Origin of the sequence: Pseudoalteromonas luteoviolacea NCIMB 1942, from assembly GCF_001625595.1 — a bacterium.
GTDB classification, from domain to species: Bacteria; Pseudomonadota; Gammaproteobacteria; order Enterobacterales; family Alteromonadaceae; genus Pseudoalteromonas; species Pseudoalteromonas luteoviolacea_A.
On record NZ_AUXT01000154.1, the window covers coordinates 15,115 to 39,644 of the forward strand.

The 24,530-nt window shown below is 42.0% G+C and carries 23 protein-coding genes; 7 read left to right on the forward strand and 16 right to left on the reverse strand.

From position 1 onward, the window contains the following. Positions 1-146: 146 nt before the first annotated feature. Positions 147-2,180 carry an EAL domain-containing protein gene (locus N482_RS10645; RefSeq protein ID WP_063377018.1) on the reverse strand — a complete coding sequence of 678 codons (2,034 nt, stop codon included), beginning with the start codon at positions 2,178-2,180 and terminating at the stop codon, positions 147-149. A 159-nt stretch (positions 2,181-2,339) separates the two neighbouring features. On the opposite strand from N482_RS10645, the gene N482_RS10650 reads away from it, so the two are divergent. The 3 genes from N482_RS10650 to N482_RS10660 all read left to right on the forward strand — a co-directional run bounded on the left by N482_RS10650 (position 2,340) and on the right by N482_RS10660 (position 6,337). Continuing rightward, positions 2,340-3,488: a hypothetical protein gene (locus N482_RS10650; protein WP_063377019.1), complete on the forward strand. Its 1,149-nt coding sequence runs from the start codon at positions 2,340-2,342 to the stop codon at positions 3,486-3,488. A 136-nt stretch (positions 3,489-3,624) separates the two neighbouring features. After that, entirely contained in the window at positions 3,625-4,347 is a 723-nt protein-coding gene (locus N482_RS10655) for a PEP-CTERM/exosortase system-associated acyltransferase (protein WP_063377020.1), read from the forward strand. Positions 4,348-4,369: 22 nt separating this feature from the next. After that, positions 4,370-6,337 (forward strand): ThiF family adenylyltransferase, encoded by a 1,968-nt coding sequence (locus N482_RS10660; RefSeq protein ID WP_063377021.1) that lies wholly within the window; start codon positions 4,370-4,372, stop codon positions 6,335-6,337. A gap of 57 nt (positions 6,338-6,394) precedes the next feature. On the opposite strand, the gene N482_RS10665 is transcribed toward N482_RS10660, so the two are convergent. Together N482_RS10665 and N482_RS10675 are read right to left on the reverse strand one after the other, a co-directional pair. Beyond that, entirely contained in the window at positions 6,395-6,928 is a 534-nt protein-coding gene (locus tag N482_RS10665) for a sterol desaturase family protein (protein ID WP_063377022.1), read from the reverse strand. A gap of 1,203 nt (positions 6,929-8,131) precedes the next feature. Beyond that, positions 8,132-9,028 carry a TIGR01777 family oxidoreductase gene (locus tag N482_RS10675; RefSeq protein ID WP_063377024.1) on the reverse strand — a complete coding sequence of 299 codons (897 nt, stop codon included), beginning with the start codon at positions 9,026-9,028 and terminating at the stop codon, positions 8,132-8,134. Positions 9,029-9,175: 147 nt separating this feature from the next. Between N482_RS10675 and N482_RS10680 the strand changes: the two genes are divergently transcribed. Then, the gene (locus N482_RS10680; RefSeq protein WP_063377025.1) at positions 9,176-10,207 is read left to right on the forward strand and encodes an AI-2E family transporter; all 1,032 of its coding nucleotides are present in this window, start codon (positions 9,176-9,178) and stop codon (positions 10,205-10,207) included. Here the strand turns inward: N482_RS10680 and N482_RS10685 are convergent. From N482_RS10685 to N482_RS10705, 5 genes are all read right to left on the reverse strand, one after another. Further along, on the reverse strand, positions 10,197-10,610 hold the full coding sequence (locus tag N482_RS10685; protein ID WP_063377026.1) for a hypothetical protein: 414 nt from the start codon (positions 10,608-10,610) through the stop codon (positions 10,197-10,199). The two genes, N482_RS10680 and N482_RS10685, sit on opposite strands and share 11 nt — an antisense overlap. Beyond that, positions 10,594-11,937 (reverse strand): ATP-binding protein, encoded by a 1,344-nt coding sequence (locus N482_RS10690; RefSeq protein WP_063377027.1) that lies wholly within the window; start codon positions 11,935-11,937, stop codon positions 10,594-10,596. Before N482_RS10690 ends, N482_RS10685 begins: the two co-directional genes overlap by 17 nt. Continuing rightward, entirely contained in the window at positions 11,931-12,605 is a 675-nt protein-coding gene (locus tag N482_RS10695; RefSeq protein WP_063377028.1) for a response regulator transcription factor, read from the reverse strand. The genes N482_RS10690 and N482_RS10695 overlap by 7 nt, the downstream gene beginning before the upstream one ends. Before the next feature lie 2 nt (positions 12,606-12,607). Next, positions 12,608-12,859 carry a PepSY domain-containing protein gene (locus N482_RS10700; RefSeq protein ID WP_063377029.1) on the reverse strand — a complete coding sequence of 84 codons (252 nt, stop codon included), beginning with the start codon at positions 12,857-12,859 and terminating at the stop codon, positions 12,608-12,610. An 80-nt stretch (positions 12,860-12,939) separates the two neighbouring features. Then, the gene (locus tag N482_RS10705; protein WP_063377030.1) at positions 12,940-13,239 is read right to left on the reverse strand and encodes a YciI family protein; all 300 of its coding nucleotides are present in this window, start codon (positions 13,237-13,239) and stop codon (positions 12,940-12,942) included. Between the two features lie 175 nt (positions 13,240-13,414). Here N482_RS10705 and N482_RS10710 point away from each other — a divergent pair, with 175 nt between their 5' ends. After that, on the forward strand, positions 13,415-14,839 hold the full coding sequence (locus tag N482_RS10710) for a sodium-dependent transporter (protein WP_063377031.1): 1,425 nt from the start codon (positions 13,415-13,417) through the stop codon (positions 14,837-14,839). A gap of 34 nt (positions 14,840-14,873) precedes the next feature. On the opposite strand, the gene N482_RS10715 is transcribed toward N482_RS10710, so the two are convergent. Beyond that, positions 14,874-15,518, reverse strand: coding sequence for a CPBP family intramembrane glutamic endopeptidase (locus N482_RS10715; protein ID WP_063377032.1), 645 nt, complete (start codon positions 15,516-15,518; stop codon positions 14,874-14,876). A 123-nt stretch (positions 15,519-15,641) separates the two neighbouring features. Then, positions 15,642-16,247 carry an inner membrane-spanning protein YciB gene (locus N482_RS10720; RefSeq protein ID WP_063377033.1) on the reverse strand — a complete coding sequence of 202 codons (606 nt, stop codon included), beginning with the start codon at positions 16,245-16,247 and terminating at the stop codon, positions 15,642-15,644. Between the two features lie 121 nt (positions 16,248-16,368). Here N482_RS10720 and N482_RS10725 point away from each other — a divergent pair, with 121 nt between their 5' ends. After that, positions 16,369-16,644, forward strand: a complete 276-nt coding sequence (locus N482_RS10725; RefSeq protein WP_063377034.1) for an HU family DNA-binding protein — start codon at positions 16,369-16,371, stop codon at positions 16,642-16,644. Positions 16,645-16,651: 7 nt separating this feature from the next. On the opposite strand, the gene trpA is transcribed toward N482_RS10725, so the two are convergent. The 6 genes from trpA to N482_RS10755 are packed head-to-tail and all read right to left on the reverse strand — an operon-like array spanning position 16,652 to position 23,171. Continuing rightward, positions 16,652-17,458, reverse strand: a complete 807-nt coding sequence (gene trpA / locus N482_RS10730) for a tryptophan synthase subunit alpha (protein WP_063377035.1) — start codon at positions 17,456-17,458, stop codon at positions 16,652-16,654. After that, positions 17,455-18,639, reverse strand: a complete 1,185-nt coding sequence (gene trpB, locus N482_RS10735; protein ID WP_063377061.1) for a tryptophan synthase subunit beta — start codon at positions 18,637-18,639, stop codon at positions 17,455-17,457. Before trpB ends, trpA begins: the two co-directional genes overlap by 4 nt. A 7-nt stretch (positions 18,640-18,646) precedes the next feature. Then, positions 18,647-20,011, reverse strand: a complete 1,365-nt coding sequence (trpCF, locus tag N482_RS10740) for a bifunctional indole-3-glycerol-phosphate synthase TrpC/phosphoribosylanthranilate isomerase TrpF (protein ID WP_063377036.1) — start codon at positions 20,009-20,011, stop codon at positions 18,647-18,649. Beyond that, a complete protein-coding gene (gene trpD / locus N482_RS10745; protein ID WP_063377037.1) occupies positions 20,004-21,008 on the reverse strand; it encodes an anthranilate phosphoribosyltransferase in 1,005 nt (334 codons plus the stop codon). The genes trpCF and trpD overlap by 8 nt, the downstream gene beginning before the upstream one ends. A gap of 8 nt (positions 21,009-21,016) precedes the next feature. Then, positions 21,017-21,601 (reverse strand): aminodeoxychorismate/anthranilate synthase component II, encoded by a 585-nt coding sequence (locus tag N482_RS10750; protein WP_063377038.1) that lies wholly within the window; start codon positions 21,599-21,601, stop codon positions 21,017-21,019. Next, the gene (locus tag N482_RS10755) at positions 21,591-23,171 is read right to left on the reverse strand and encodes an anthranilate synthase component 1 (RefSeq protein WP_063377039.1); all 1,581 of its coding nucleotides are present in this window, start codon (positions 23,169-23,171) and stop codon (positions 21,591-21,593) included. The genes N482_RS10750 and N482_RS10755 overlap by 11 nt, the downstream gene beginning before the upstream one ends. A gap of 509 nt (positions 23,172-23,680) precedes the next feature. Here N482_RS10755 and rnm point away from each other — a divergent pair. Then, on the forward strand, positions 23,681-24,529 hold the full coding sequence (rnm, locus tag N482_RS10760; RefSeq protein ID WP_063377040.1) for an RNase RNM: 849 nt from the start codon (positions 23,681-23,683) through the stop codon (positions 24,527-24,529). Position 24,530 lies beyond the last annotated feature (1 nt).

The following is a 24,530-nucleotide window of genomic DNA, read 5'->3' on the forward strand; positions in this document are numbered from 1 at the left end:
TAAATTGACAGTCACCGATAGAAAAATGGGTAACTGTCAGATCAAGTCTGAGCTAGTACAGCTTATGACATCGCGAGTGTGTTTATTTCTAGTTTAAAGTAATTTTTTTGTGTGATATGGCAAATAAATGGGGTTGCTGAACAGCCCTAGTTATTGCTTGAATAAAACTGGCGCAGATAAGGAATAATCTCTTGTTTGGGCAGAGCTTTTTGGTAATACCACCCTTGTACAGTTTCTATTTGTAGAGCGCGAACAAATTTTAATTGTTTTTCTGTTTCAACGCCCTCAGCAACTAAGTGTTTGTTCATTTTGTGCAAGAGTGCCACAACATAAGTATAGAAATCTTCGCCAGTTTGGGTCTGAGCCTTGTCCAGCATGGATTTGTCTAATTTTATAATGTCTATGGGCAAGTCAGCCAGCATGGATAGACTAGAGTAACCCGTACCAAAGTCATCGATTACGGTTTTAATATTGTTGTTCTTTAACTTCTCGATATTGCTAATAACTGTGCGCTTATCTTTGAGGTAAGCTGACTCGACAACTTCAATTTTTAATTGATTAGGAAATAACTTAAAGTTTTCACACATGTGGGTGATGAGTATATTGTCGCACAGTACTTTGGGGTTTACATTGATGCTGATAATGGGCCTGTAATTTCTTTTAGCAAAGTAGTGCAGATCTCTCTGTGCTTGTTCTATCACCCATGTATCGATGATATCTGTCCTATCATGTTTTATTAAGGTGTCTAAAAAGTGTGGGCCTATAATCGTGTCGTCTGGCTTTTGTAATCTCAACAAAGCCTCAAAACCACGAATTTCATTTGTTTTCTGACATATCTGCGGCTGATAAAAGAGTAATAATTTACCGTTACTGATCTCTAACAATGTATGCTGTAACGCTTTGTTTGATTTTTCGATATCTTGCCTATGGGATAGAAAGTCCTTTTCGCTAGACTGCCTAAGTTGCTCTGCAATGTTTAATGAGTCGCTGAGTTTACTGACCGCATTGATAAAATGAAACTGCTCACTTTGCTTTTTCAAAAAAGGGTAATAGATAAACGCATTAAGCAATATTAAACAACATTGCAATATAACACCCGAAAAGCCTTTAGATACTTCATACCCGCTAAAAAGCGTAGGGAGCATCCAGCTTATATGTACATCAGACACAGTGACCCAGTCCGCGCTAATAACGATGTATGAAATAATAAAATTCACGATTGGTGCAAGTAAAAAAGGGACTAGCATGACGGGGTTCAAAAATACGGGTAACGCAAATAGGATTATTTCGCAAAAGTTGAAGATAGTGAAAGGCAAAGATAATTTGACGATGTTCTGTTCATGGCTACCACGTTTTAAGAAAAATGCTGCGATAATAAGTCCTGCAAAACAGCCTGTACCCCCCATCAAAACGAAAGTATCGTAAAAAGTTTTAGCTGGTAGATTGGCCAATATTGGTTGGGTTAAGTACTGCGCATCAAACAGCATGTTAAAGGTGTTGTCTCCATGGATACCAACAAACCATAAGGCATGAATGGCAATCATTCGCTGAAAAGTTAATTGAGCGATGGAGAGCTCATCAGGATTTGGAGTGATTAAAACGGCGATTTCATTCCCAATTAAATTGAGCAAGGGCATAAACGCATAAAAGCTGAAAAAAGCGATAAAGAAGGGCAGTATAATTAGCAATTTTTCACTTAGAAATCGACTAACTTGATGAAAGTAAGTAGCGAGATTAGGCTGTATCTTTACCAAGAAAGTTAATAGTAAACTGCTGATACTCGGGATAATAAGCGCGTAAGGCGTCGCCCCACTGGGGTTTAATGAAAAAGCGCCTTGGTCTATGACTATGTATTGACCATGAACCGAAAAGCAAAGCAGCGCTAACATTGCGCCAACAATGCCGCTCTGGCCGTAATTTTTACAAATGAAAAAGCCTATTGAAATCGCAACAATCACAGGGAAGAGAGCCAATATTAAAGAGGCTGCGTTGAATACATTTTCGTACAGAGAGTGCTTAACTGTGATGATGTTAAAAGCAAGTGCGCTATTTAAAATAAAAATCGCCAAAGCACTGCAAACAAAATAAGGGATTAAGGCGATGAATGCTTCTCTCAGCGAGAGCAAAAACTTGCTGTTTAGGATGGTTTTTAATATTGATTTTAAGCGAAGGTACGACAATCAATTAGCTCTTTAATTCTTGTAACGCTAAGTATAATCGCCTTCGGTAATTCTGCACGATACTTTACTTTGTTTGACTGAACATCACCGAATTACCAACGAGTGTAGTCACATTAGGTTCGCTATCTTACTTGTTCATATAGTAGCTGGAGTGAGAATATGAGCGACAACAGAGAGTCTACTTTGCAGAAAAGTCAGTCCTCTTCGTTGATCCAGAGAGTAAAGCAGAACATTCGCAGCATCATACTTGGCTTTGCAGGGGTAATTTCCGCAGCTGTGATCCCTGTGTGGCAAATTTATTTTGTTGAGACACCTGAAGTTGTGATCGAAATAGCGTCTATTAACCGCGATGAATCTTCGCGTTTCAGGGTACCACTTGATACTGACGAGCTCGCACTATTGGAACCGTACATCCCTGACGAATTGCTGTATGAATATAATAAGCTAGGGCAACGAGGTGACAAAATAGATTACCCAGAGTTTACGCTAAACACTGTATTCAGTGCATATGAAAAGGCCAAACAAGATCTAAAAAATATGGCCGTAACGAAGGCAAATTTGCAAAAAAGTATCGAGAGAATTGCAGCGTACTTGGATCCTAATAATCATCAATATCCATTAATTGAATTCAGAGTCAGTGAGCTTAAAGAATGGGATTTGAGCAATTACATCGATGATTCTGAAGCGCGCTATTTTGAAGAGCAGGTATTGGCAATTACACGAAATTATTCTCAAATGGTTTTTGATCAAAAGGAAGATCCAGAAATTAATATTGCTGCACTTAAGTTCCTACTTAATGATGTGAAAGAGGATATTCACGACGTCATCATGGAATCGAGCACTAGGCATGAGCGTCTGCGTGATGATATAAGGAACATAGAAACGCAACTTCAAAAGCTAAAGTCTCAGCAACTAGAGTTATATACTTACTTTGAAGTAGAAATTGTCGCTTCGAATGCTGGCCGAGCAAGTACATCATTGAGGCCTTTAGCGCTTATGCGTGTAAAGATAAGCCGAAATAACTATGTAGATATTCGTCTACAGCTTCTAGACTATACCGAGCAAGCTGAGCTTTCGCCTTCATCAACGAATATTTTGCGCTACCGCTCAAGTGAATTGAATACCTTCCCCCAAGAAGATCAAGGTCTTATCAATACGTTTTGGGGTAGCACTGGGCAGGTGCGACTCTATGCTATGGATACGAAACATAATGTGTTTGTGTCCAATCAAACTGCTTTTGTAGACAATCGCAATCAAAAACTAATAGTGGATAAGCTCAAAGAAGTGGCCACTTCGGATATCGAATAACTGCCAATTTACACTAGGATATTTGCGCGTCAATTGGGCGCAATAATCGCCGCATAAAACATAGTTTTTACAGATTATACTTTTCGCTGTCCAGATAAACTCCAGTTCATAACAATGAATAGATAAGGGGAGTTTTATGCAGGTTAACTCAATATCCGAGAAGTTTTCGAGCACGTTTTCCATTAAGCTAGCCACTACACAAGCAGAAAAGGAGATAAGTTACGGTATTCGTTACCAAGTGTATTGTTCCGAATTAAATTGGGAGCCAAAGAGTTCGTCAAAGCTGGAATCAGATAGACATGATGAGCGAGCACTGCACCTCTTGCTCAAACACAATGAATGTGATCAATTCATAGGGTGCAGTCGCCTCATTACAAGCCCCTCAGCAGGTCAAGTTAGCTCACTACCTTGTATGCACTATCTAACCGACTATCAAATTGAACAGCATCGTAAATTTTTTGACCAAGGTTGTCTTGGCGAGGCTTCACGTTTTGCAATATTGCCTCAAGTGAGAAAAAAAGAGTGTGAAACTTTTAAAATCGACGAGTACGCGCGCCCTTTAATGTCTGCAGGCATGTACTTCAGCAACATTGCACTTGCGAAGTTATTGGGTATGAAAGGCATGCTTATATTTGCCTCTCCTAAAGTGGCGCGTAGAGTTGAGATGTTAGGACTGGAGTTAACAAAGATAAGTCAAGGCATTGATCACAATGGGAGTCGCGCGATTTATTTCTTGCCGGTCGAGCAATCACCATACTTGCTTCAATCTAATCCCAAAATGATTGAGTTCTACAACAGTATTCACACCAGTATTGAGCCGCAAGTAGACGGCTTTCTTGCGTTAAATCAGGCGAAGTAAACTAAGAATAAGGATAAATAAAATGGCACATAATTTTGACTATGACCTCGCTTTTTCAAGAAATATCGGTTGGATTACGCAAACAGAGCAGCACGTTCTTCAAAACAAACGGATTGCGATAGCAGGTATGGGCGGCGTGGGTGGAGGTCACTTACTGGCATTGACTAGGCTAGGGATCACCAAGTTTAGTCTTGCTGACTTCGATGAATTTAATTGTGAAAATACCAATAGGCAGATTGGCGCATCTACGTCCACTTACGGGAAAAAGAAGTTGGAGACCATGATAGATATGGCCAAAGATATCAATCCAGAAATTGATATTAGAGCGTTTCATGAGGGTGTCACCAAAGACAACGTGGATGCTTTCTTACAAGGGTGTGATTGTTATGTAGATGCACTGGATTTCTTCGTTTTGGATATTCGAAGATTGGTATTTTCGCGGTGTGAAGTCGGTAAAATCCCCGCGACGACAGCTGCTCCTATCGGGTTAGGTACGGCTTATATCAATTTTTTGCCTGATAAGATGTCATTTGATGAGTATTTTGATTTTAAGGATGACTCAGAGAGTGAGCAATACCTTAAATTCTATCTGGGTCTAACGCCCTCAAATTTACAACGGCATGCTTTGGTAGACGCGACACAGGTTGATTTAGCCAACAAAAAGGGCCCTTCAAATGTGGCAGGATGTCAACTCGCCGCAGGTGTCGTTGTGGCACAAGTGGCAAAGATTTTACTAGATAGGGGTACTATTGTATGCGCCCCCTATAGTCTACACTTTGATGCTTTTAGCAATAAACTAAATAAAGTTTGGAGACCTTTTGGAAATAAAAACCCAATCCAAAAACTCGCATTTAAACTTGCCAAAAAGCAATTTAACGGGCTTGTGCAAAGTCCACAAAATGATGATTGTGTTGAAGAACCTGTGGATTTAACACTCGCTTGCAAAGTTATTGAACTGGCCAAGTGGGCACCTAGTGGTGATAACTGTCAACCATGGCAGTTTGAATTAGTTGATGAGTTTTCATTTAATGTTCACGCCAATAATACTCGTTCATCTAGCGTGTATGACCTAGATGGTCATTCTAGTCATATTGCTCATGGCATATTATTAGAAACCATTGAAATTGCGGCCAGTAAGTTTGGCTGTGGGGTTGAGATGGAAGAGCTACCTGGTAACGGGGTAAGTGATCTCTATAAAATTTCCTTGATACCGAGCGACACTGTTATACGTGATCCGCTAATACCCAATATTAAGACTCGTACCGTACATAGAAAAGCAATGGGGTCTCGCGCATTAACGGAGGAAGAAAAAAGCAGCTTAGCAGAGAGTTTACCCACGGGTTTTAAAGTGCAGTGGTATCAAAGCACAGCAGAAAAAAGACGTTTTGCGTGGTTAAATGCACATAACGCAAAAACTAGGTTGACGATGAAAGAAGCTTACTTAGTACACAGGGAAATCATCGACTGGGGTAAACAGTTCAGTGAAACAAAGATCCCTGAGCAAGCGCTCGGTTTAGATAAACTCACGGCAAGATTAACCCAGTGGTTGTTTCAGAGTTGGGGGCGAGTGGCCTTTTTTAACCGCTACTTGTTTGGCACAATTGCACCACGCCTTCAACTCGATTTGATCCCCGGTGTTCGTGCCAGTTGTCACTTTACAATTCATAGCGAAGCGCCAATCGAAAATGGGCGTGATTATGTTGCTGCGGGCAGAGCAATACAGCGGTTTTGGCTTAAAACAGACCAATTACAGTTGGGGCTACAACCCAGTATGACACCTCTTATCTTTGCAAGGTATTTGAAGAATGACATTTCATTCACAGAGAGTAGAAATGCCGCGTTCCATGCTTTGAAAAGCTATTATTTGCTTAAAAAAGTGGTTAAAAACCACGAGAGTGTAGTTTTCATGGGTAGGCTGGGACTTTCTAACAGACCACTATCTAGATCTGTTAGAAAGTCATTAAATGTACTTCTTTTTAAACGCTCGTAATTTCACGCATGGTATGAACTGAGTAAGTGCAAACGTAATCGGTCGTCACTCAGTTCATCATTGCCTATTATTTTCTGTGGCTTTGTGGTGTTTGCGTTGAGTTTGTTGCCAAGCCCAAATTGGAGACTTGTAAAGTAGCTTAAATTTATCTGACCAATTAGAAATCATGCCGATTTGTTGTGCTAATTTTATGTAGCCACTAAAGAAAGCCTTTAATGGGTTAACGCTATTTAATTGTGGATAGACACCGTAGTTTACTTTTTCCTCTTCTTTGGCAAAGGTACCGAAAAGCCTATCCCAAATGATAAAAATGCCCGCGTAGTTTTTATCTTGGTACTGAGTATTTCTCGCGTGTACTCTATGATGCGACGGTGTGTTAAAAATCGCTTCGATTGGGCGAGGTAACTTTTTAACTGTTTCTGTATGTAATAAAGTTTGGTAAACCTGCATTATCACTTCGACAAGAAGGATAATAAATGGATGAAACCCTAACAAAGCAAGTAGTAAATAAAAAAACAGTGGGGAAAAACAGTCTAATGGGCCGTGGCGATACGTGACCGAAATATTAAAATGTGGTGAGCTATGATGCACCGTATGCGTCGCCTACGCAAAACCATTTTTGTGTAAAAAGCGATGCTCCCAATAATAGGCAAGATCAGCCAATATTATGCAACACCTTATTGTCCAAAGAGTCGGTGGAAGTTCAACTAGCTTAAAGTTGTCGTAGACAAAAAAGAATACGGCGATGTAGGCAAGTGCTACAAAACTCACCAACAGCATGAACAAGCCCAGTGTAACAAAGTTTGTGATGCTGTCGCCTAATAGGTTTTTAGTGATTTTTTTAAAGGCATATCGTAGTAACTCAATAAAAAATAGGGCGAAGCATACCTATGGCACCCGTATAATCGAAAGGCACAGCCAAATATGTACTGGCTCACGATGTTGTACCTTATTAAGAAATTTATCCTACAAATGTCCTCATGTGCCAAATAAAACATCCCCCCGTTACATAGGGTGACAACAATGCTGTCTGACTCCGGATGCTCATCGGGTTTTAGGTTTCGCAAAAGAATTGATTAAATGATTCCAAGCCGCCTGAAGGGCTATTGGGGTCTGATCTTTCGTACTCGTTGATATCAAAAGGGTGGGCTTTTGTACCTGTATATTTCATCCACTCTCGTAATGTGGCAGTGGAGTCGGTGCTGTTGACCCAAATGCCATGGCAATCTAACAAGGTTTTAAACCAATTTCTAAAATACGATTCGTTCGCAAGCTGAAGCCTCGTTTCTGTATTAACTAGGTAATCCCAGTACTCAATATGCTCATCTGGGGTACTCGGTACTGGCGTGTATGTCAGCCATTTAGTGAAAAAGTGGGTAAGAGTATAGTCAGGTTACTGATAAAGATAAGGTAGCCAGTATTTGGTGACTTCTTGTCTACGCGCAATAGTTGCCTCAATACATAGCTCTGACAGAGCGCCTAAGTATAAGTATTTATAATTTGGGTTTTGCTCAAAAGTTACTGTTAACTGGTTTATATGTGCTTCGCAAGCACTTGCATGATCAAACCAAATGCAAGAAATGGGAAGGGCGGAACGGCGTAATTTGTGACATGCCAATGCATCCTTATTAAGTCGAATTTGATGGCCCACAGTCACTACAAAAATACTTTGAACGGCGATTAAGTTGTTTTAAAAATGGTGGTTATTGATCAGTGTAGTTAAGTGGCAGATATAAATAGGTTCAAAAAGTGCTTTTAGGCATACACTTTTTGAATCGCACATATAGGTATTACTTAGTGCATTATTTGTTTAAGCGCCTCTTCTAAAGAGGTATATCGAAACCGATAATTGGCATCCAGTGCTTTTTGAGGTACGACTTTTTGACCGTAAATAAGAATGTCTGACATTTCACCAAAAGCCCATTTCAAAAAACTCTCTGGTAGCCAAAAAAAGGCAGGTCGATTAAGCACGTTAGCTAAGCAATAAGAGAACTCTTTGTTGGAAACTGGGTTGGGGGCTGTCGCATTAAAGGCACCTTCCAACTCAGTGTGCTTAATTAAAAATAGGATCAGTTGTATCATGTCATCAATGTGGATCCAGGACATCATTTGTTCTCCCGAACCCATTGGGCCGCCCATACCCCAAGAGAAAGCGGGTAACATTTTCTTTAGTGCGCCGCCGTGGCGAGATAAAACAACACCTGTACGTAACAGACAAACTCGAGTTTGTTCACTTTTAGCTACTAAAGCGGCATCCTCCCAGTCTTTACAAAGCTGGTGGCTGAATTCGTTGAACGGTTTATTGAAGCTTTCATCAACAGTAATATCTTCAGACTGCCTGCCATAAAATCCTATGGCACTGCCTGATATGAATGTATGGGGCGGGTTTTGAGCTGCATTTATGTGGCTTGAAATTTGTTCGGTCAAGCCAACACGGCTAGAGATAATCGCCTCTTTTTGTTTATCACTCCAGCGTTTGTCGGCAATAGGTTCACCAGCGAGATTAATGACGATGTCCATTTCATTAAAATCGACCTCGTTAAGCTGCGAAACAAAATGTCCATTTTGAGGCAAAACCTGCCGCGCTTTAACTTCGCTTCTGGTCAAGATGGTTAGGTTGTGTTTGTTGACTAAAAACTTACAAAGTTCTTGGCCGATAAGTCCTGTAGCTCCAGTGATCAGTATATTCATTCCACGCCCAAATAGTGATTGGTTTATATATGTTTTGAGTTTTACCCTAGTGTTTTGAAAACATTTTCCATTACAATAGTAGCAGATACATATTAAAATTATGTGTGTTCATTCCTTCAACGTTGCGACCTCGCATAAGGATCAAAAGTGTCATCATTAACAGGAATAAACAAAAGCTTAGTCGTTTTAGCTTCTTTATTCATTGTATTGGCAGGGATAAAACTTGCAAACGATATATTGGTACCATTTATTTTGGCTGCCTTTATCGCTATTATTTGCAATCCTTTATTAAAGTTTTTTGCCAGTTACCGTATTCCAAAAGGGGCTGCGATACTAATAATCATCGCCTTTGTTGCGTTACTGGGCATGAGCTTAGCTGGCTTAGTTGGTCAGTCTCTAAATGATTTCTCTCAACAATTACCTAGCTATAGGGAAGCACTTCAAGATAAGTTTATTTGGCTGGTAAATATGGCTGCAAACTACAATATTTTAATTGATAAACAGCAGCTAATTTCTCTTTTCGACCCCGGGAAAATGATTGATGTTGCCACTAACATGTTAGCTGGTTTTGGCGGTGTAATGGCAAACATCTTTTTGATTTTATTGACTGTGGTATTTATGTTATTCGAAGCGCCCATGCTGAGTAAAAAAGTACATTTGGCACTCGATGATCCGCAAATGAAAATGCAGCAAATAGACCGTTTCTTAAACTCTATCAACAGCTATCTAGCCATTAAAACATTAGTCTCTTTAGCGACAGGAGCATTGGCAAGTTTAATACTGTGGATTTTAGATGTAGATTATTTTGTCCTTTGGGGCGTATTGGCATTTTTACTTAATTATATTCCAAATATCGGTTCTATCATTGCTGCAGTGCCACCTGTACTACTTGCATTGGTAACTCATGGACCGGTTGTAAGCGGCCTTGTCGCAGCGGGGTACTTATCAATTAATACTGTCATGGGTAACATTGTTGAGCCTAAATATATGGGTAAGGGCTTGGGTTTATCGACATTAGTGGTGTTTGTATCGTTAATATTTTGGGGATGGTTACTAGGCACCGTTGGCATGCTGCTATCTGTGCCGTTAACCATGGTGGTTAAAATAGGTCTAGAAAACAGTGAAGATGGTCGCTGGTTAGCGACCATGCTAGGTAGTTTCGAAGAGTCTAAAAGTTAGCTTTTAGCTCTTTGGTATGGTGCTGTAAAAAAGCTATTTTACAGCGCTTATACACTTTTGCAGCGCTAGTAGAGTTTGGCAGTTCTTTTAAATAACGCCATTTACATGAGTCCTCCATGTAGCGGCTTTGACTCAAGAGGCTACGCTTAATGATGGGCATTAGCTGCGTATTGCCAGTGTCTTTTTCTAGCTCTTCAGTGTCCATTATAAGCTTGTTGATCCACGCCTGTCGGTCCCGCTCCAGCAGTTCAATATTACCGTCTAAACACATCAGGTAACGCTTGGCTTTTTGAGGATGATCCGAGTCAAGATGCGTGCAATCTAAAAGTGTGCTGGTGCGAGCACTCGCATCTATACTGAGTGCCGCGATGGTAATTAAAAATAGATTAGTGATTTTGCTCATAACCAAATTCTATTGTAAATTGGGCCCCGCCAAGTTCACCGTAATCAATGATGATATTGCCATGGTAGGAGGCGACCAAATCAGAAACGATAGCCATTCCGACTCCATGTCCAGCTTCATATGTATCCAGACGCGTTCCACGTTGCAGTAGCTCGTGACGCTTACCTTCAGGTATACCTGGACCATCATCACCAATAATAAAGATAGTGCCTTTACTTGGAGTAGTTTTTACTTGTATATCAATTTTATGTGTACATGCTTTACATGCATTATCGATGATATTACCCAATATTTCCATTAAATCGGTTTTATCGCCAAGGAAAGCGGCATCATCAGCACAAAATGCCGAAAACTGAATGGCTTTATCATGATAGACCTTGCTCATAGCATTGAGAATAGAGTCTAGAACGGGCTTAACCTTGGTTTGCTTCTTCCACGTATCAGATGCGCCTGTCGCTGCGCGCTTCAGCTGATGCTCAATCATGGCATTGATACGGTCAAGTTGTTCTTGCGCTTCTGCATCATTGGCTAAAGAGCTAGACTTTAAAACAGCCAAAGGAGTTTTGAGTGCATGTGCGAGATCACTAAGTGAAGCCCTATAGCGCTCTTTTTGACGACGTTGAGAGTCAAGCAATAGGTTCAAATCAGCTTTGATCGTATTCAGCTCTACCGGATAAAGGCCTGAAATCTTATCGCGTTCACCAGCCTCAACTTCTTTAATTTCTTTATCAAGGCGTTGTAGCGGCCTGGCATTCCATACAAATCCAAATGCCATCAGCGCAGCGATCACAACCCCCATAATCAGCATCCAATTAACCAGCGTATTTCTAAACTCAGACATTAAAGCGACTAAGGCTGAGTTCTTTTTTAGCAAAATAAACTTGGCTTGCTGGGATTGCTCCGCATTGCCGAGTATGACAGTCAAGCTGAGCTGCCAAAACTCTTCACCACTGTATTCGACCTTTTTGAATTCAGAGGCACCAGCTTGTGTCTGAGATACATCAGGCGTCACGGTCAAGCTAACAGCAGACTCTGAATACCAAACTAAAGTATTTTGCTGGTACACGAGAGCATATGTATCGGAGTTCAATCTATTTAGCTCAGGCGCAAGAATGGTTCTGGGCATCGAAATACCATCAGATACAAACTCAACTTCTGAGATCAGCGAGTAAAGGTGTGCTTCGAGCGTTTTTTCGGTGGCATCAATAAGCGTCGCGTGATAGGCCCGACCGATTGAAAAGAACAACGCGGGAAGGGCTATGATTAAAACAAAGACAAGGATAAATCCTTGCCTTATTTTAAGGGAGATCTGTGCGCTACTTACCACTGGGTTTTAAACCTGTAACCTCTACCACGCAGGGTTTCAACTGGGTTTAAAGTACCATCTGGGTCAAGTTTTTTCCTCAGACGAAGTACAAATACTTCAATCACGTTTGAATCTAGGTCAAAGTCCTGATCGTAAATATGCTCTGTGAGCTCTGATTTGGAAATCACCTTGTGTGGGTTGACCATTAAATATTCAAGTACTTTATACTCGTATGCTGTAAGAGAAAGTTCTCTTTCGCCTACAAAAACTTGCTGAGAACGTGTATGTAATGTAATAGGTCCAATGGTGATCTCTGGGTTAGCTTGTCCAGCACTGCGTCTTATCAAGGCATTACAGCGTGCAATAAGCTCTTCAACATGGAATGGCTTGGTAAGGTAGTCATCGGCACCCGCATCTAGCCCTTCGACCTTTTCTTGCCAGCGATCGCGAGCTGTTAATATTAAAATTGGAATTTTAATATCTTCGGCCCTAGCGCGTCTTATCAACTCAATCCCATCAATCTTTGGCAGGCCTAAATCGACTACCGCTAAATCTAGAGGGTATTCCGTTAAGTGAAAAAGGCCATTTTCTCCGTCGTGACAAAGGTCTACGCTATACTTCTCTTTTTCTAAAACGTTACGTAAGTTTTCAGCTAATTGAACGTCATCTTCTATTACTAAAATTCGCATTGTCAATCCTTCTTCACTTCACCCGTTACTTTGTGAACTTTAACATCAATGATTCTGCCGCCGCTTTGAAGAATTCGTACCACATAGAAATCACCTTCAAGGGAGATCTTTAAGGTCTTTCCTGGCTGTTTGGTCGTTGCTAATTGTACGGCTTCTTTTTTGCTTATGGTGTCTTGAGTATTTTTCGCTTGTACAGGGCTAAAAGCCATGACGCAGGCTAAAAACATAACGGCAAGACAGTTTGGCAACTGCATTCTAAGCTCCACAGTAGGGTTGCTTAACATCTTGATCAGGAGGTTAAGATTTATTGTCTTAACCACTGCTGAACTTTACGTTAAGGTAAAACTTTCTTATATGGTTTGACTACGCTGTGAGCGTATACACCAGCTTCAATATAAGGGTCTGCATCTGCCCAAGCTTGAGCTAACTCTAATGAATCAAACTCAGCAATAACTAAAGAACCAGTAAAGCCGGCTTCGCCTGGATTTTCGTCATCAATCGCAGGGAGTGGGCCTGCTACAAATAGCCTTCCGTCGTCCTTAAGCGCATTTAAACGCGCCAAATGAGCAGGGCGAGCGCCTAGACGTTTCTCTAGTGAATTTTCCACATCCGTTGAGTAAATCATGTAAAGCATAATAGTAAGAAATAATGCGTAATTAATTTTGTGTTTCGTATCATAGACTGGATTGTCCCCAAATGTAAATGAATAGGCGTTATCTTAAGAGAATCTTGTTTGGGACTTGAAATCCGCAGGCCTTGGCTGTTACAGTCCTTCGACTATCGTGAAAAATAATAATAAGGTTGTTTTAATGAGTGCAAACCGCGAGCAATTTAGCTCCAGACTGGGTTTCATTTTAGCAGCGGCTGGCTCCGCTGTGGGGATCGGAAACTTGGTCGGTTTCCCTGTATCTGCTGCCAAAAATGGCGGTGGTGCGTTTCTGATTATTTATGCACTGTTTGTTGCGTTTATATGTTTGCCAGTCATGATCGCTGAAATGGCGCTTGGTCGTAAGGCTCAAAAAGACCCATACGGAGCTTATCACTCGCTTACTGGTGGTGATAAAAAGTGGTCCTTCGCCGGTGCACTCGCTGTTTTAACGCCATTTATGATTGCTGTCTTTTATATGGTTATCACTGTTTGGATTTTCGGCTACCTAGTCCAAACCCTCATTGGTAATCTTGATCAACTTGCAAACCCTGACAATTTTGGCATTTTTATTAATGAATACACAGTGTTTGGCTACATGGCAGGTGTTGTAGTACTGGTTAATTTAATTTTAGTCGGCGGTGTTAAAGAAGGCATTGAAAAAGCGGCAAAATTGATGATGCCTGCGCTTTTTGTGCTACTCATCGGTCTCGTTGCTTACGTTTTGACGTTAGATAATGCCATGGCGGGTGTACGTTATTATATTGTACCTGACTTTTCTAAAATGGACGCCAGTGTCTTAAACGGGGCGCTGTCTCAGGCATTTTTTTCATTGTCTTTGGGCATGGGTATTTTAATAACATACGCGTCTTACATTTCTAAGAAAGAAGACATTGTTGGTAGCTCTAAAATGGTGGCAGTGACGGACTCATTAGTGGCGTTTATTGCAGGTCTGATGGTACTGCCAGCTATCTTTAGTTTTAACCCGAATGTAAACCCTGAGGAGCTTTCGGATTCTTCAGTGTCAATGATCTTTGTGTATCTGCCGCAGTTATTGTTGACTTTGCAAGCGGACATCGGTTATATGGGTGCATCGGCTGTTGCGGGTATTTTCTTTTTGCTTGTTTTCTTTGCCGCGATTACCTCTTTGGTTTCGATTATTGAAGTACCCACTGCCAGCTTAATGGAAGCGAAAGGGTATAACCGTAAAAAGTCATTGACCGTATTAGCGGTGACGACTGGTATTCTGACGGTGCTATGTACTATGTCATTTGGCATGGTTGAAGGGCTGACCAAGTTTACTCATTACGGCGATGTCGACAAGAGTTTGTTTGACATTGTTTCGGATGTGTTTTACGACACCATCTTGCCTTTCAATGGTTTGTTATTGTGCTTATTTGTAACCTACCGCTGGCGTAAGGCTAACTTGTCTGAAGAACTTGCGCATGGCAATGAAGGCTACAAGGGGAGTTTCATGGAAAGGTACGTGAACTTCTCACTATCGACTTTTATTCCAGTGATCTTGTTACTGATATTCGTCAACACGGTGGCAACTAAGTACTTTAACGTGAGCTTATTTGGTTTTTAATTAATTGCAAATGTGTGGAGCCCTGCTCCACACATCATGTAAATGTCACTCCCGCATCTAAGTATTTTCCTGCTCCTATTGTAAATAACCACAATCCCCACAAACTATGCTCAAGCACACAAACCACTAAAGAGCGACTGTGCGCATAAGTATAAGAAAATAACAGTCCACCTAAGAAAGACATAATAATGGCCATCCAGTTGTCATACACACAATGGGCCAGCGCAAAAACACTGGCACTGAGTAATATTCTCACAGTTTTACTCGGTAAGATGCGCTTGTAGCGGTGGAAAAAGTAACTTCTAAATATAAGCTCTTGAGGCAAGACAGATAAAATTGGATAGGCGATGAGTAATACTAACCAATCAGTGGTTGAATTAATAGGTAAATCAAACCACGTTTCTTGACTGATTAATCCGTACAGCATGCCAGAAAATAACGCGCCGATAAAAAAAATGGAGAACAATCGTTTTTTGATGGCGGAGAACTGTCCTAAGCTGGTCAATCTGAAACGTTTGAAGTGCGGATCAGAAAGTAGTAAATAGGTACACACAGACATAATAATGATTAGGGCTGGGAAGAGCCAATTAGCCAATTCATGGCGAAAAAAGTAGGCAATAAATGGAAGTAGAAAAAAGACCGAGAATAGCTCAAACCAACGAAACTGATGTGCGTTCAAAGAAGTTACCCCAAATGGTGCTGTATCAATAAAATATAGCAAGTGTTGGGAGGATTTCGCGTAATCTAGAAAAGATTACGCAATTGATAAGGTATACAAAAACTAAAGTAGATTGAATACTATCTAGTCGTCTTCTGGAAGGTATTTCGAGACTTTCATGATGGTAATGAGGATGGCAACAAATGTAATTGCCATCAACCCGAATACCTTAAAATTAACCCAGAAATTCAGTGAAAAATTATAAGCTACATATAAGTTGAGTACCGCAATAAAGAAAAACAGCGCAGACCAAGCAAGATTCAGTCTATCAAATAAAGCCTCAGGAATATCTAACTTCGCAGCAGGGTTATCAGATTGTGCTTCTTCTTTACTCGTTTTCTGCTCTTGTAGCATCGCACTGTTCAAAACGCTTAACAGCGCTTTTTTGGCAAGATTCTTCTTAAACACATAGTGAGACACCAGTAAGCTAGCTCCTAGTATCGCGTAGATGATGGTTGCTTTCCACATGATGAATTGCTCATCTTGGAATAGGATTGTCATACCACCGAGTAAAAGAGCGATTGCAAAAAAGACCCAGTGTCTTTGTGATACTTTTCCATCGGTGAAGTACTGATAGATCATTTGAATCACTGATGCGACAATTAGCACCCCAGTGGCCCAAAAAATATCCATAAATTTATAGACCGCAAAAAACAGTATCAGGGGAAAATACTCTAGTATAAAAGTCATTCACTTCCTCGATGATTAAGCCTTTATTGCGTTTTATCAAGATATTGTCGCAAGTTCAAGATTGACTTTTTAAGACTAAGCTTCTAGCCTCCGCACAATTTATAAATAAATTGAGAACTCTATGAATAAGAGCGAACTAGTATCGGCAATGTCTGCACGCAGTGAACTGACCAAAAAAGACTCAAAAGCAGCATTGGATAGCATTCTGAACGCGATCACGAAGCGTTTATCTGAGGGTGACCCAGTTGCACTTGCAGGGTTTGGCACATTGTCTTTGAGCTATCACCCAGCTAAGGCTGGCCGTAACCCAAGAACGGGTAAAGAAATAATGATTGAAGGACAAAATAAAGTGTTGTTTAAATCGGCTAAAGCGCTCAAAGACGCTTTAGCCAAGTAACTTTATATTACTTTTGTGTTGCAGCTTTCATGGTTGCAACAAATTCACGTAGTCGCTCGCACATCAGTGCAGGCTCTGTTAAGTTTTCTTCGATAATTTTCACGACCGCAGAACCAGAGATTGCACCCGCTGCCCCTGAGTCGATGGCTGCTTTCACATGCTCTGGTGCTGAGATACCAAAGCCTAATATTGCAGGTGCGGCATTGTACTCGAGTAACTTATTGATCATGGTATCCGCTGGCATTTCAGCTTTCGTCTCAGTACCTGTTACACCTGAACGAGAAAGTAAGTATGTATACCCTCGGCCATAACTTGCACACAGACGCAAAGTGTCGTCGCTTGCATTAGGCGTTGCAATAAAGATCGGCTCAATTTCTGCCTGCTGCGCAGCCTGCCTGAACATTTTAGACTCGTGCAGAGGGACATCTGCAACAAGGATTGAATCGACCCCGGCATCTTTGGCTTGCTGGTAGAAGGTTTCAATGCCTTGCGCAAAAACCAAGTTTGAGTATAGCAATAAGCCGATTGGAATATCTGCGTTGTATTCGCGGATCTGGCGAATAATATCAAAGCAGTCTTGCGTGTTGATTTTGCTCTCAAGCGCGCGAATGTTAGCTGCTTGGATAACAGGACCATCCGCAATTGGGTCTGAAAATGGAATACCCAGCTCGAGTGCGTCTGCACCGCCACCAATCAGACTTTTTACGATATCTAGGCTGATTTCTTTAGTTGGGTCACCTAAGGTTACAAACGGTACAAAAGCGCCTTGCCTGGCATCGTTTAGACGTGTAAATAGGTTGCTATATCGGCTCATAGTTCACCTCGTTCATTCAATACGTTGTGTACATGGGCAAGATCTTTGTCACCACGGCCACTCAAGTTAACGACAATAATGGTTTCTTCAGTTTGCTGCTCAGCATATTTAAGCGCATAAGCAAGGGCATGGCTTGATTCAAGCGCAGGGATAATCCCTTCATTTTTTGCCAGTGCTTGGAACGCGTCTAGCGCTTCAGTGTCTGTAATACCGACGTATTGAGCACGACCTGTTTGATGTAAGTAGGCATGTTGAGGGCCGACCGCAGGGTAATCAAGACCCGCAGAGACCGAGTACGACTCTTCGATTTGACCATCATTGTCTTGCATGATGTATGTATATGCACCATGAAGGATACCTTGGCTACCTTTACAAAGCGCTGCACCATGCTCTTCAGTATCAAGGCCTTTACCTGCAGGTTCAATACCTACAAGTTTGACGTCCTTTTCATCGATGAAATCAGCAAACATCCCAATCGCATTTGAGCCACCGCCTACACACGCCATGACAACGTCTGGTAAGCGACCTTCAGCGTCAAGTACTTGCTGTTTAGCTTCTTCACCAATCATACGTTGGAAATCTCTAACGAGTGTTGGGAACGGGTGAGGTCCGGCTGCTGTGCCAAGCAGGTAGTGCGCGGTCTTGTAGTTTGCAGACCAATCACGCATTGCTTCGTTCACGGCATCCTTTAGAGTGCCTGAGCCCGCAGTTACAGGAATAACTTCCGCACCCATTAAGCGCATTCTAAAAACGTTAGGCTGTTGACGCTCAACATCTTTTGCTCCCATGTATACGCGACACTTTAAGCCTAGTAGCGCGCACGCCAGTGCTGTAGCAACACCGTGTTGTCCTGCCCCAGTCTCTGCAATAACTTCTTTTTTACCCATACGCTTAGTCAGTAGTGCTTGACCCAGTACTTGGTTTGTTTTGTGCGCACCACCATGAAGCAAATCTTCACGTTTTAGGTACATTTTTACCTTAGGGTTTTTGATTAGGTTGCGAGACAGCGTTAAAGGAGTAGGGCGACCTGCATACTCATTTAGCAGTCCATAAAACTCTTCTTTAAAGCTTTCATCTTGCTGTGCTTTGTTAAATTCTTGCTCAAGTTGTTTAAGCGCTGGTACTAGTAACTCAGGGACGTACATGCCGCCAAAGTCACCAAAATATCCTGTATTAGTCATATCCACCTCAGTATTTTCGAATATTGTTGAAAGCATCGCGTAATTTTTCTGGACACTTTTTGCCGGGGCTCGTTTCTACCCCTGAGTTAAGGTCAAATCCAGCCGCACCTAAGTATGATGCGTCGCTGACATTGTCTGCATTTAGCCCGCCTGCGAGCATAAATGGCTTTTTCGCACTTTTAAGTAGTTGCCAATTAAATACTTTACCCGTGCCACCAAATGCGCTTGCTGTTTTGGTGTCGTAAAGATGTTTGTCTACTTCATCAAAAGGAGCAGGGAACTCATCGACAATGCCCTGTGCTTTCCATATCTGACAATTAACAGGTAACTGTTTGCGAAGGTTGGTGATAAATTCCTGTGTTTCGTGGCCATGCAATTGCACCACACTCAGGCGCAGGCTTTGTGCATATTCAATGATTTGCTCAGCTGTCGCATCGACAAATACGCCCACATATTTCAGTGGTGCGCTATCAACGACTGCGCGAGCGCAATCAAAGTCAACGTATCTTGGCGACTTAGGGTAGAAAATTAATCCACCGTAAACTGCACCAGCTTCATAAGCTGATAAAGCATCTTCTACACGCGTTAATCCACATACCTTATTTTCACCTAAGATAAGCTTGCGACATGCGCCCTCTAAGTCTTCTTCAGCCATTAAAGAGCTACCGACCAAAAAGCCATTACAGTGTGGCGTTAGGCGTTTCACATCATTATGCGTATAAATCCCAGACTCCGAAATAACAGTTTTATCTTCTGGAATTAAGGTGCGCAGTTGTTCCGTTGTCGCAAGATCTGTACTTAAATCTCTTAGGTTACGGTTATTGATACCAATCAACTTGGCATTTAACTGGAGTGCACGATTGACTTCTTCTTCGTTGCTAACCTCGGTTAACACGGCCATATTTAACGAGTGCGCTAAATCAGCAAGTTCACTGTAAGTTGCATCATCTAATACTGACAGCATTAGTAAGATGGCATCGCCACCTTTCAAACGCGCTAAATACACTTGGTATTCGTCAATGAAGAAGTCTTTACAAATTAGTGGTTGATTGACCTTTGTACGAACGTAACTAAGGTACTCATAACTTCCTTGAAAGTACTTCTCGTCAGTTAATACGCTAATGCAGGTGGCATATTGTGCATAGACGCTCGTGATCTCATCGAGATCGAAGGTTTCTCTGATCAAGCCTTTTGAAGGAGAGGCTTTCTTACATTCCAGAATAAACTGTGTACCAGACTTTGACATTTCACCGTAAAAATCACGTTCAGTGGGTACTACTTGATCTTTAAACTCGCTCAGTGGCAGCGTCTTTTTACGCGCTTCAAGCTCAACACGCTTGTCAGCGACAATATTTTCTAACACGTTAGCCATGACTTACCTCCGCAATGGCTGCTAATGTTTCTTCACAGCGACCTGACGCCAGTACATCAAGCACTTGCTGAGTGGCTGATTTTAGGTCGGTAGCTTTTCCAGACATAACAAGTAAAGCACTGACATTTGCCGCAATTGCAGCGTTATGTGCAGTTTTACCGTTACCACTTAAAATGTTTCGTGTTGCTTGGGCGTTGTACTCAGGTGTGTCTCCTGCGATGTCTTCCAACGAGTAGTTGTCTAAACCGAAATCTGCTGGCGTTAACGTGTACTCTGTAATTTTACCATCCTTTAATTCGGTAACTTGTGTTGTGCCGTGAAGTGCTATCTCATCGCAGCCAGCGCCATGAACGATCATTGCACGCTTAGTACCAAGCATCTGCAGTGTTTCGGCCATTGGGCGGCAAAGCGCTGGGTCATAAACGCCAAGTAACTGAATATCAGGCTTAGCTGGGTTTGCCAGTGGGCCCAGAATATTGAATAGGGTACGTGTTTTAAGCTTGGTACGTACTGGCATCGCGTGCTTTACGCCACTGTGATAGAGCGGGGCAAACAAAAAGGCAAAATTGGTTTTTTCAAGGCAGTTGGCGCCTTGCTCAGGTGTCATCTCTAAATTGATACCTAATGTACGAAGCAAATCAGCCGAACCAGACTTACTGGAAACACTGCGGTTGCCGTGTTTAACCATCGGGATACCGCAAGCCGCCGCTACGATAGCAGCCGTTGTGCTTACATTGATGGTATTGGTACCATCGCCACCTGTTCCGCAGCTATCTGCACAATCTAAGCCCCGGTTGTCAAAAGCAACAGCATGGTCACGCATCGCTTTTGCGGCGCCAGCAATCTCTGCCGCAGTTTCCCCTTTGATTTTCAAAGAAATCAGCGCTGCTGTGAGCTCCACTTCAGAAAGCTGTCCTTGCATTACTTGGCTAAATAACTCGGTTGTTTGTTCAAAGCTTAGCGACTGTTGGTCAATCAATTGATTTAAACTTTCCATGTTGCCTCCTAGCAGGTCAAATAGTCGATGCTTTGCTTCAGTAGCTTGGCACCATCTGGTGTTAAAATAGACTCAGGGTGGAATTGATACCCGATAACCTTGTCTGTCGTATGATATACAGCCATTGGAATATCTTGGTATTTCGCAATCACTTTGAGTGTGTCAGGTACGCTGGTTGCCATTAGCGAGTGATATCTTGCAACTGGGAAGCGCTTTCCAAGGCCCGCAAAGACTGGGTGTTCCTCAACATCGATATGTGAAGATTTACCGTGCACAGTTTCGCCGGCGTGACCAATGGTGCCACCATAGCTTTGCGTAAGAGCTTGCTGACCTAAACATATGCCAAGCATTGGAAATTTGCCTTTGCAGAGATCTATCAGTTCTAACAAGCAGCCAGCTTCGCTCGGCTTACCAGGACCTGGCGATAATACCAAGACAACAGGTGCGGTTTCATTACACATTTTGTCGTAGATGGTGCGCGCATCAATATGATTTCGGTACACGACGAGTTCACTGCCAAGCTGAGACAACTCATCAACAAGGTTGTAGCTGAACGAGTCAAAGTTGTCTAAAAAATATACTTTAGGCGTCATGACCCACTCCTTGGTAGCTTGATTGAATCGCTTTGATCACCGCACGTGCTTTCGCTTTTGTCTCGTCAGCCTCAGCTTGTGGGTCTGAATCAAAGACTACACCTGCACCAGCTTGTACATAAGCAGTATCATTTTTTACAAAGGCTGAGCGGATCACAATACAGGTATCCATCGCACCGTCACCAGTTAAGTAGCCGACGGCACCACCGTAGCTGCCACGACGTTGCTTTTCTGTATCGCGTACTAATTGCGCTGCTTTTACCTTTGGCGCACCAACCAGTGTGCCCATATTCATACAAGCTTGGTAAGCATGCAGTGCATCAAGGTCTGGTTTAAGCTGACCAACAACACGAGATACTAGGTGCATTACTTGTGAGTAACGGTCTACTTTTAAAAGCTCTTTAGCGTGGCGCGTACCAGGTACGCTTATTCGCGCTACATCATTGCGTGCTAAGTCCACAAGCATTAAATGCTCAGCGCGCTCTTTTTTGTCGTCGCGTAATTCAAGCTCAATGCGGCTATCTAAGTCTGGGTTAATGGTACCATCGGCAAATTTTCCACGAGGACGAGTACCCGCTATAGGGTAAACTTCCACTTGGTTACTTTCTTCACAGTACTTCAATGCCGACTCTGGTGATGCACCAAACAGAACAAACTTTTCATCGCGCATATAAAACATATATGGACTTGGGTTTTGTTTCTTTAGGTGTTTGTATGCCGCAAGGGGTCTAGGGCAGGGAAGTGAGAAAGTGCGAGAGGGTACAACTTGGAAAATATCGCCATCGACAATATTTTTCTTCAGTTGTGTGACTTGCGCTTTAAACACGTCATCCGAGATATCTACATTCACTTCATGCTCGGAATCTTCTGGTCCTTCCTTATAGGAGATATATTCGTCACACTGACGATTTAGTTCCTCAAGTTGTCTGCCTACCTCAAAACAATTGGCATGAACATCTGGGCCGTTAAAAACATTACCGATAAGCTCGGTGGTTTTTACTTGATGATCTATCAATACCATTGTTTCAGCGAGATAAAAGACATAATCAGGACAATCATTTTTGCCATCAGGCACTTCCGGTAAGGATTCGAAATTTGCCACCATATCGTAGGCAAATACGCCACCTAAAAATACCGAAAACGGCGTGTCTGAGTTACGTTTTATAGAATCAATACAAGTTCTCAGAGCACTAAAAGCATTATCAGCTTTTAATTTGCTGTACTCATCTAAACTAAGATCCTGAGCATTATAAGTTAGCGTAAGAACTGCATATTCTTTGACAACAGTACAGTTATCTACTTTATCTGCGAGATAATTTAGTAATTGTTCACCATTGTTAGACAGTGCACGTACTTTTACTTCCAGTCCGTTACACTCAATTCTCAATGCAGCATCCGCCAAAATAATACTTTTTACATTGTCCTTGGAATCAATTTCAGCTGACTCCAGTAACAGCGAATTGGGCTTATTGAGGGCCGCGTATAAAGACAGAGGGCTTGCGATATAATCGCGCCGCTGCCTTATACTTGTCACCTCACCCGGTGTTGTAGTTATATGACTAAAAATCAAACCTCATTCCTCTTTAGTACAAAAAACCCCCCGAAGTATTTTTACTTGCGGGGGGTGTGTATTTAGTTACAACAATGCCTTCCCGCTAATTCAGGCACCACCACCAAGATTCTGTAGATGAATTGTTGCAAAAATTGTTAATCATTATAAAAATTCCATAAAAAAACCCGCGAGCTCAGCGCGGGTTTATAAGTCGTCAGACATAACGAATCACACCCGCAGTTACGAGTGCCACCACCAAACGATTTTTGTTTTTTGTGTTAGATTCATTTGTAAAGTTTTCGTTATTCCGATTTAAGTAGGTACAGTAAACCTTACTCTGGTACAAACTGTCAAGTGCAAACATCAAAAAATAACCAATAGCATTAAATAATGTGAATCTATACGAATATTGACCTAGTGCTTAGAGCATATCAGCCTCGCTAACTGCGACTTTTTAAGTAAATTAAAACGTACGCATAAATCTCCTCGTGATATACTGCGAACGTATGTTTTTAGAGGGTTAAATTTTGATTAAATATGACTTACACAGTCATAGTACTTTTTCTGATGGGCGTTTAGCCGTCGCTGAACTTTTGGAGCGCGCAACAGAAAAAGGCGTTGATGTACTTGCTTTAACTGATCACGACACCGTGGCTGGTATTCCAGTGGCGCAGCAATATATTGCCGAGCGAAGTCTTGATCTTGAGTTGATCAACGGTGTTGAAATTTCAACTAAATGGGAAAGCTTCGAGATACATATTGTCGGCTTAAACATTGATATTGAATCTGCACCACTTCTTGAGCTGTTAAGAACACAACAAAGTAAACGACGTGAGCGCGCCAAAGAAATTGGAGCCCGACTAGAAAAACGTGGATATGAAGGGATTTACGTACAAGCCTTAGAGTTGGCAAAGGGAGCTGAAATTACCCGTGCACACTTCGCTAAAGCCCTAGTTGAGCGTGGCATTGCAAAAAATATCCAAAGTGTGTTTAAAAAGTTTCTGGCACGCAATAAAACGGGGTATGTGCCTAGCAGTTGGTGCACAATGGCAGAAGCAATTGAGGCAATTCATAGCGCTGGAGGCATCGCAGTGCTTGCGCATCCAGGGCGTTACCAAATGTCCAACAAGTGGCTGCGCAAATTACTAGATGAATTTAGTACATCTGGGGGTAAAGCAATGGAAGTAGCACAGCCACAACAAGCGCCCAGCGAAAGACAGTTTTTAGGGCAGTTGTCTCGCGAGTATAACCTTCTTGCCAGCCAAGGCTCTGATTTTCATTATCCAACTAGTTGGTTGGATCTAGGAAGAAACCTATACTTACCAAAAGATTGCCAAGGTGTATGGCAGTTTTGGGGAGCCGCAGAGGAATGTTAGC

Excerpts from the sequence above, each read along its gene's own strand:
- N482_RS10650 (WP_063377019.1), top strand. The coding sequence starts at position 2,340 with ATGAGCGACAACAGAGAGTCTACTTTGCAGAAAAGTCAGTCCTCTTCG.
- N482_RS10655 (WP_063377020.1), top strand. The coding sequence starts at position 3,625 with ATGCAGGTTAACTCAATATCCGAGAAGTTTTCGAGCACGTTTTCCATT.
- N482_RS10660 (WP_063377021.1), top strand. The coding sequence starts at position 4,370 with ATGGCACATAATTTTGACTATGACCTCGCTTTTTCAAGAAATATCGGT.
- N482_RS10675 (WP_063377024.1), bottom strand. The coding sequence starts at position 9,028 with ATGAATATACTGATCACTGGAGCTACAGGACTTATCGGCCAAGAACTT.
- N482_RS10685 (WP_063377026.1), bottom strand. The coding sequence starts at position 10,610 with ATGAGCAAAATCACTAATCTATTTTTAATTACCATCGCGGCACTCAGT.
- N482_RS10695 (WP_063377028.1), bottom strand. The coding sequence starts at position 12,605 with ATGCGAATTTTAGTAATAGAAGATGACGTTCAATTAGCTGAAAACTTA.
- N482_RS10700 (WP_063377029.1), bottom strand. The coding sequence starts at position 12,859 with ATGCAGTTGCCAAACTGTCTTGCCGTTATGTTTTTAGCCTGCGTCATG.
- N482_RS10705 (WP_063377030.1), bottom strand. The coding sequence starts at position 13,239 with ATGCTTTACATGATTTACTCAACGGATGTGGAAAATTCACTAGAGAAA.
- N482_RS10710 (WP_063377031.1), top strand. The coding sequence starts at position 13,415 with ATGAGTGCAAACCGCGAGCAATTTAGCTCCAGACTGGGTTTCATTTTA.
- N482_RS10720 (WP_063377033.1), bottom strand. The coding sequence starts at position 16,247 with ATGACTTTTATACTAGAGTATTTTCCCCTGATACTGTTTTTTGCGGTC.
- N482_RS10725 (WP_063377034.1), top strand. The coding sequence starts at position 16,369 with ATGAATAAGAGCGAACTAGTATCGGCAATGTCTGCACGCAGTGAACTG.
- trpA (WP_063377035.1), bottom strand. The coding sequence starts at position 17,458 with ATGAGCCGATATAGCAACCTATTTACACGTCTAAACGATGCCAGGCAA.
- trpB (WP_063377061.1), bottom strand. The coding sequence starts at position 18,639 with ATGACTAATACAGGATATTTTGGTGACTTTGGCGGCATGTACGTCCCT.
- trpCF (WP_063377036.1), bottom strand. The coding sequence starts at position 20,011 with ATGGCTAACGTGTTAGAAAATATTGTCGCTGACAAGCGTGTTGAGCTT.
- trpD (WP_063377037.1), bottom strand. The coding sequence starts at position 21,008 with ATGGAAAGTTTAAATCAATTGATTGACCAACAGTCGCTAAGCTTTGAA.
- N482_RS10750 (WP_063377038.1), bottom strand. The coding sequence starts at position 21,601 with ATGACGCCTAAAGTATATTTTTTAGACAACTTTGACTCGTTCAGCTAC.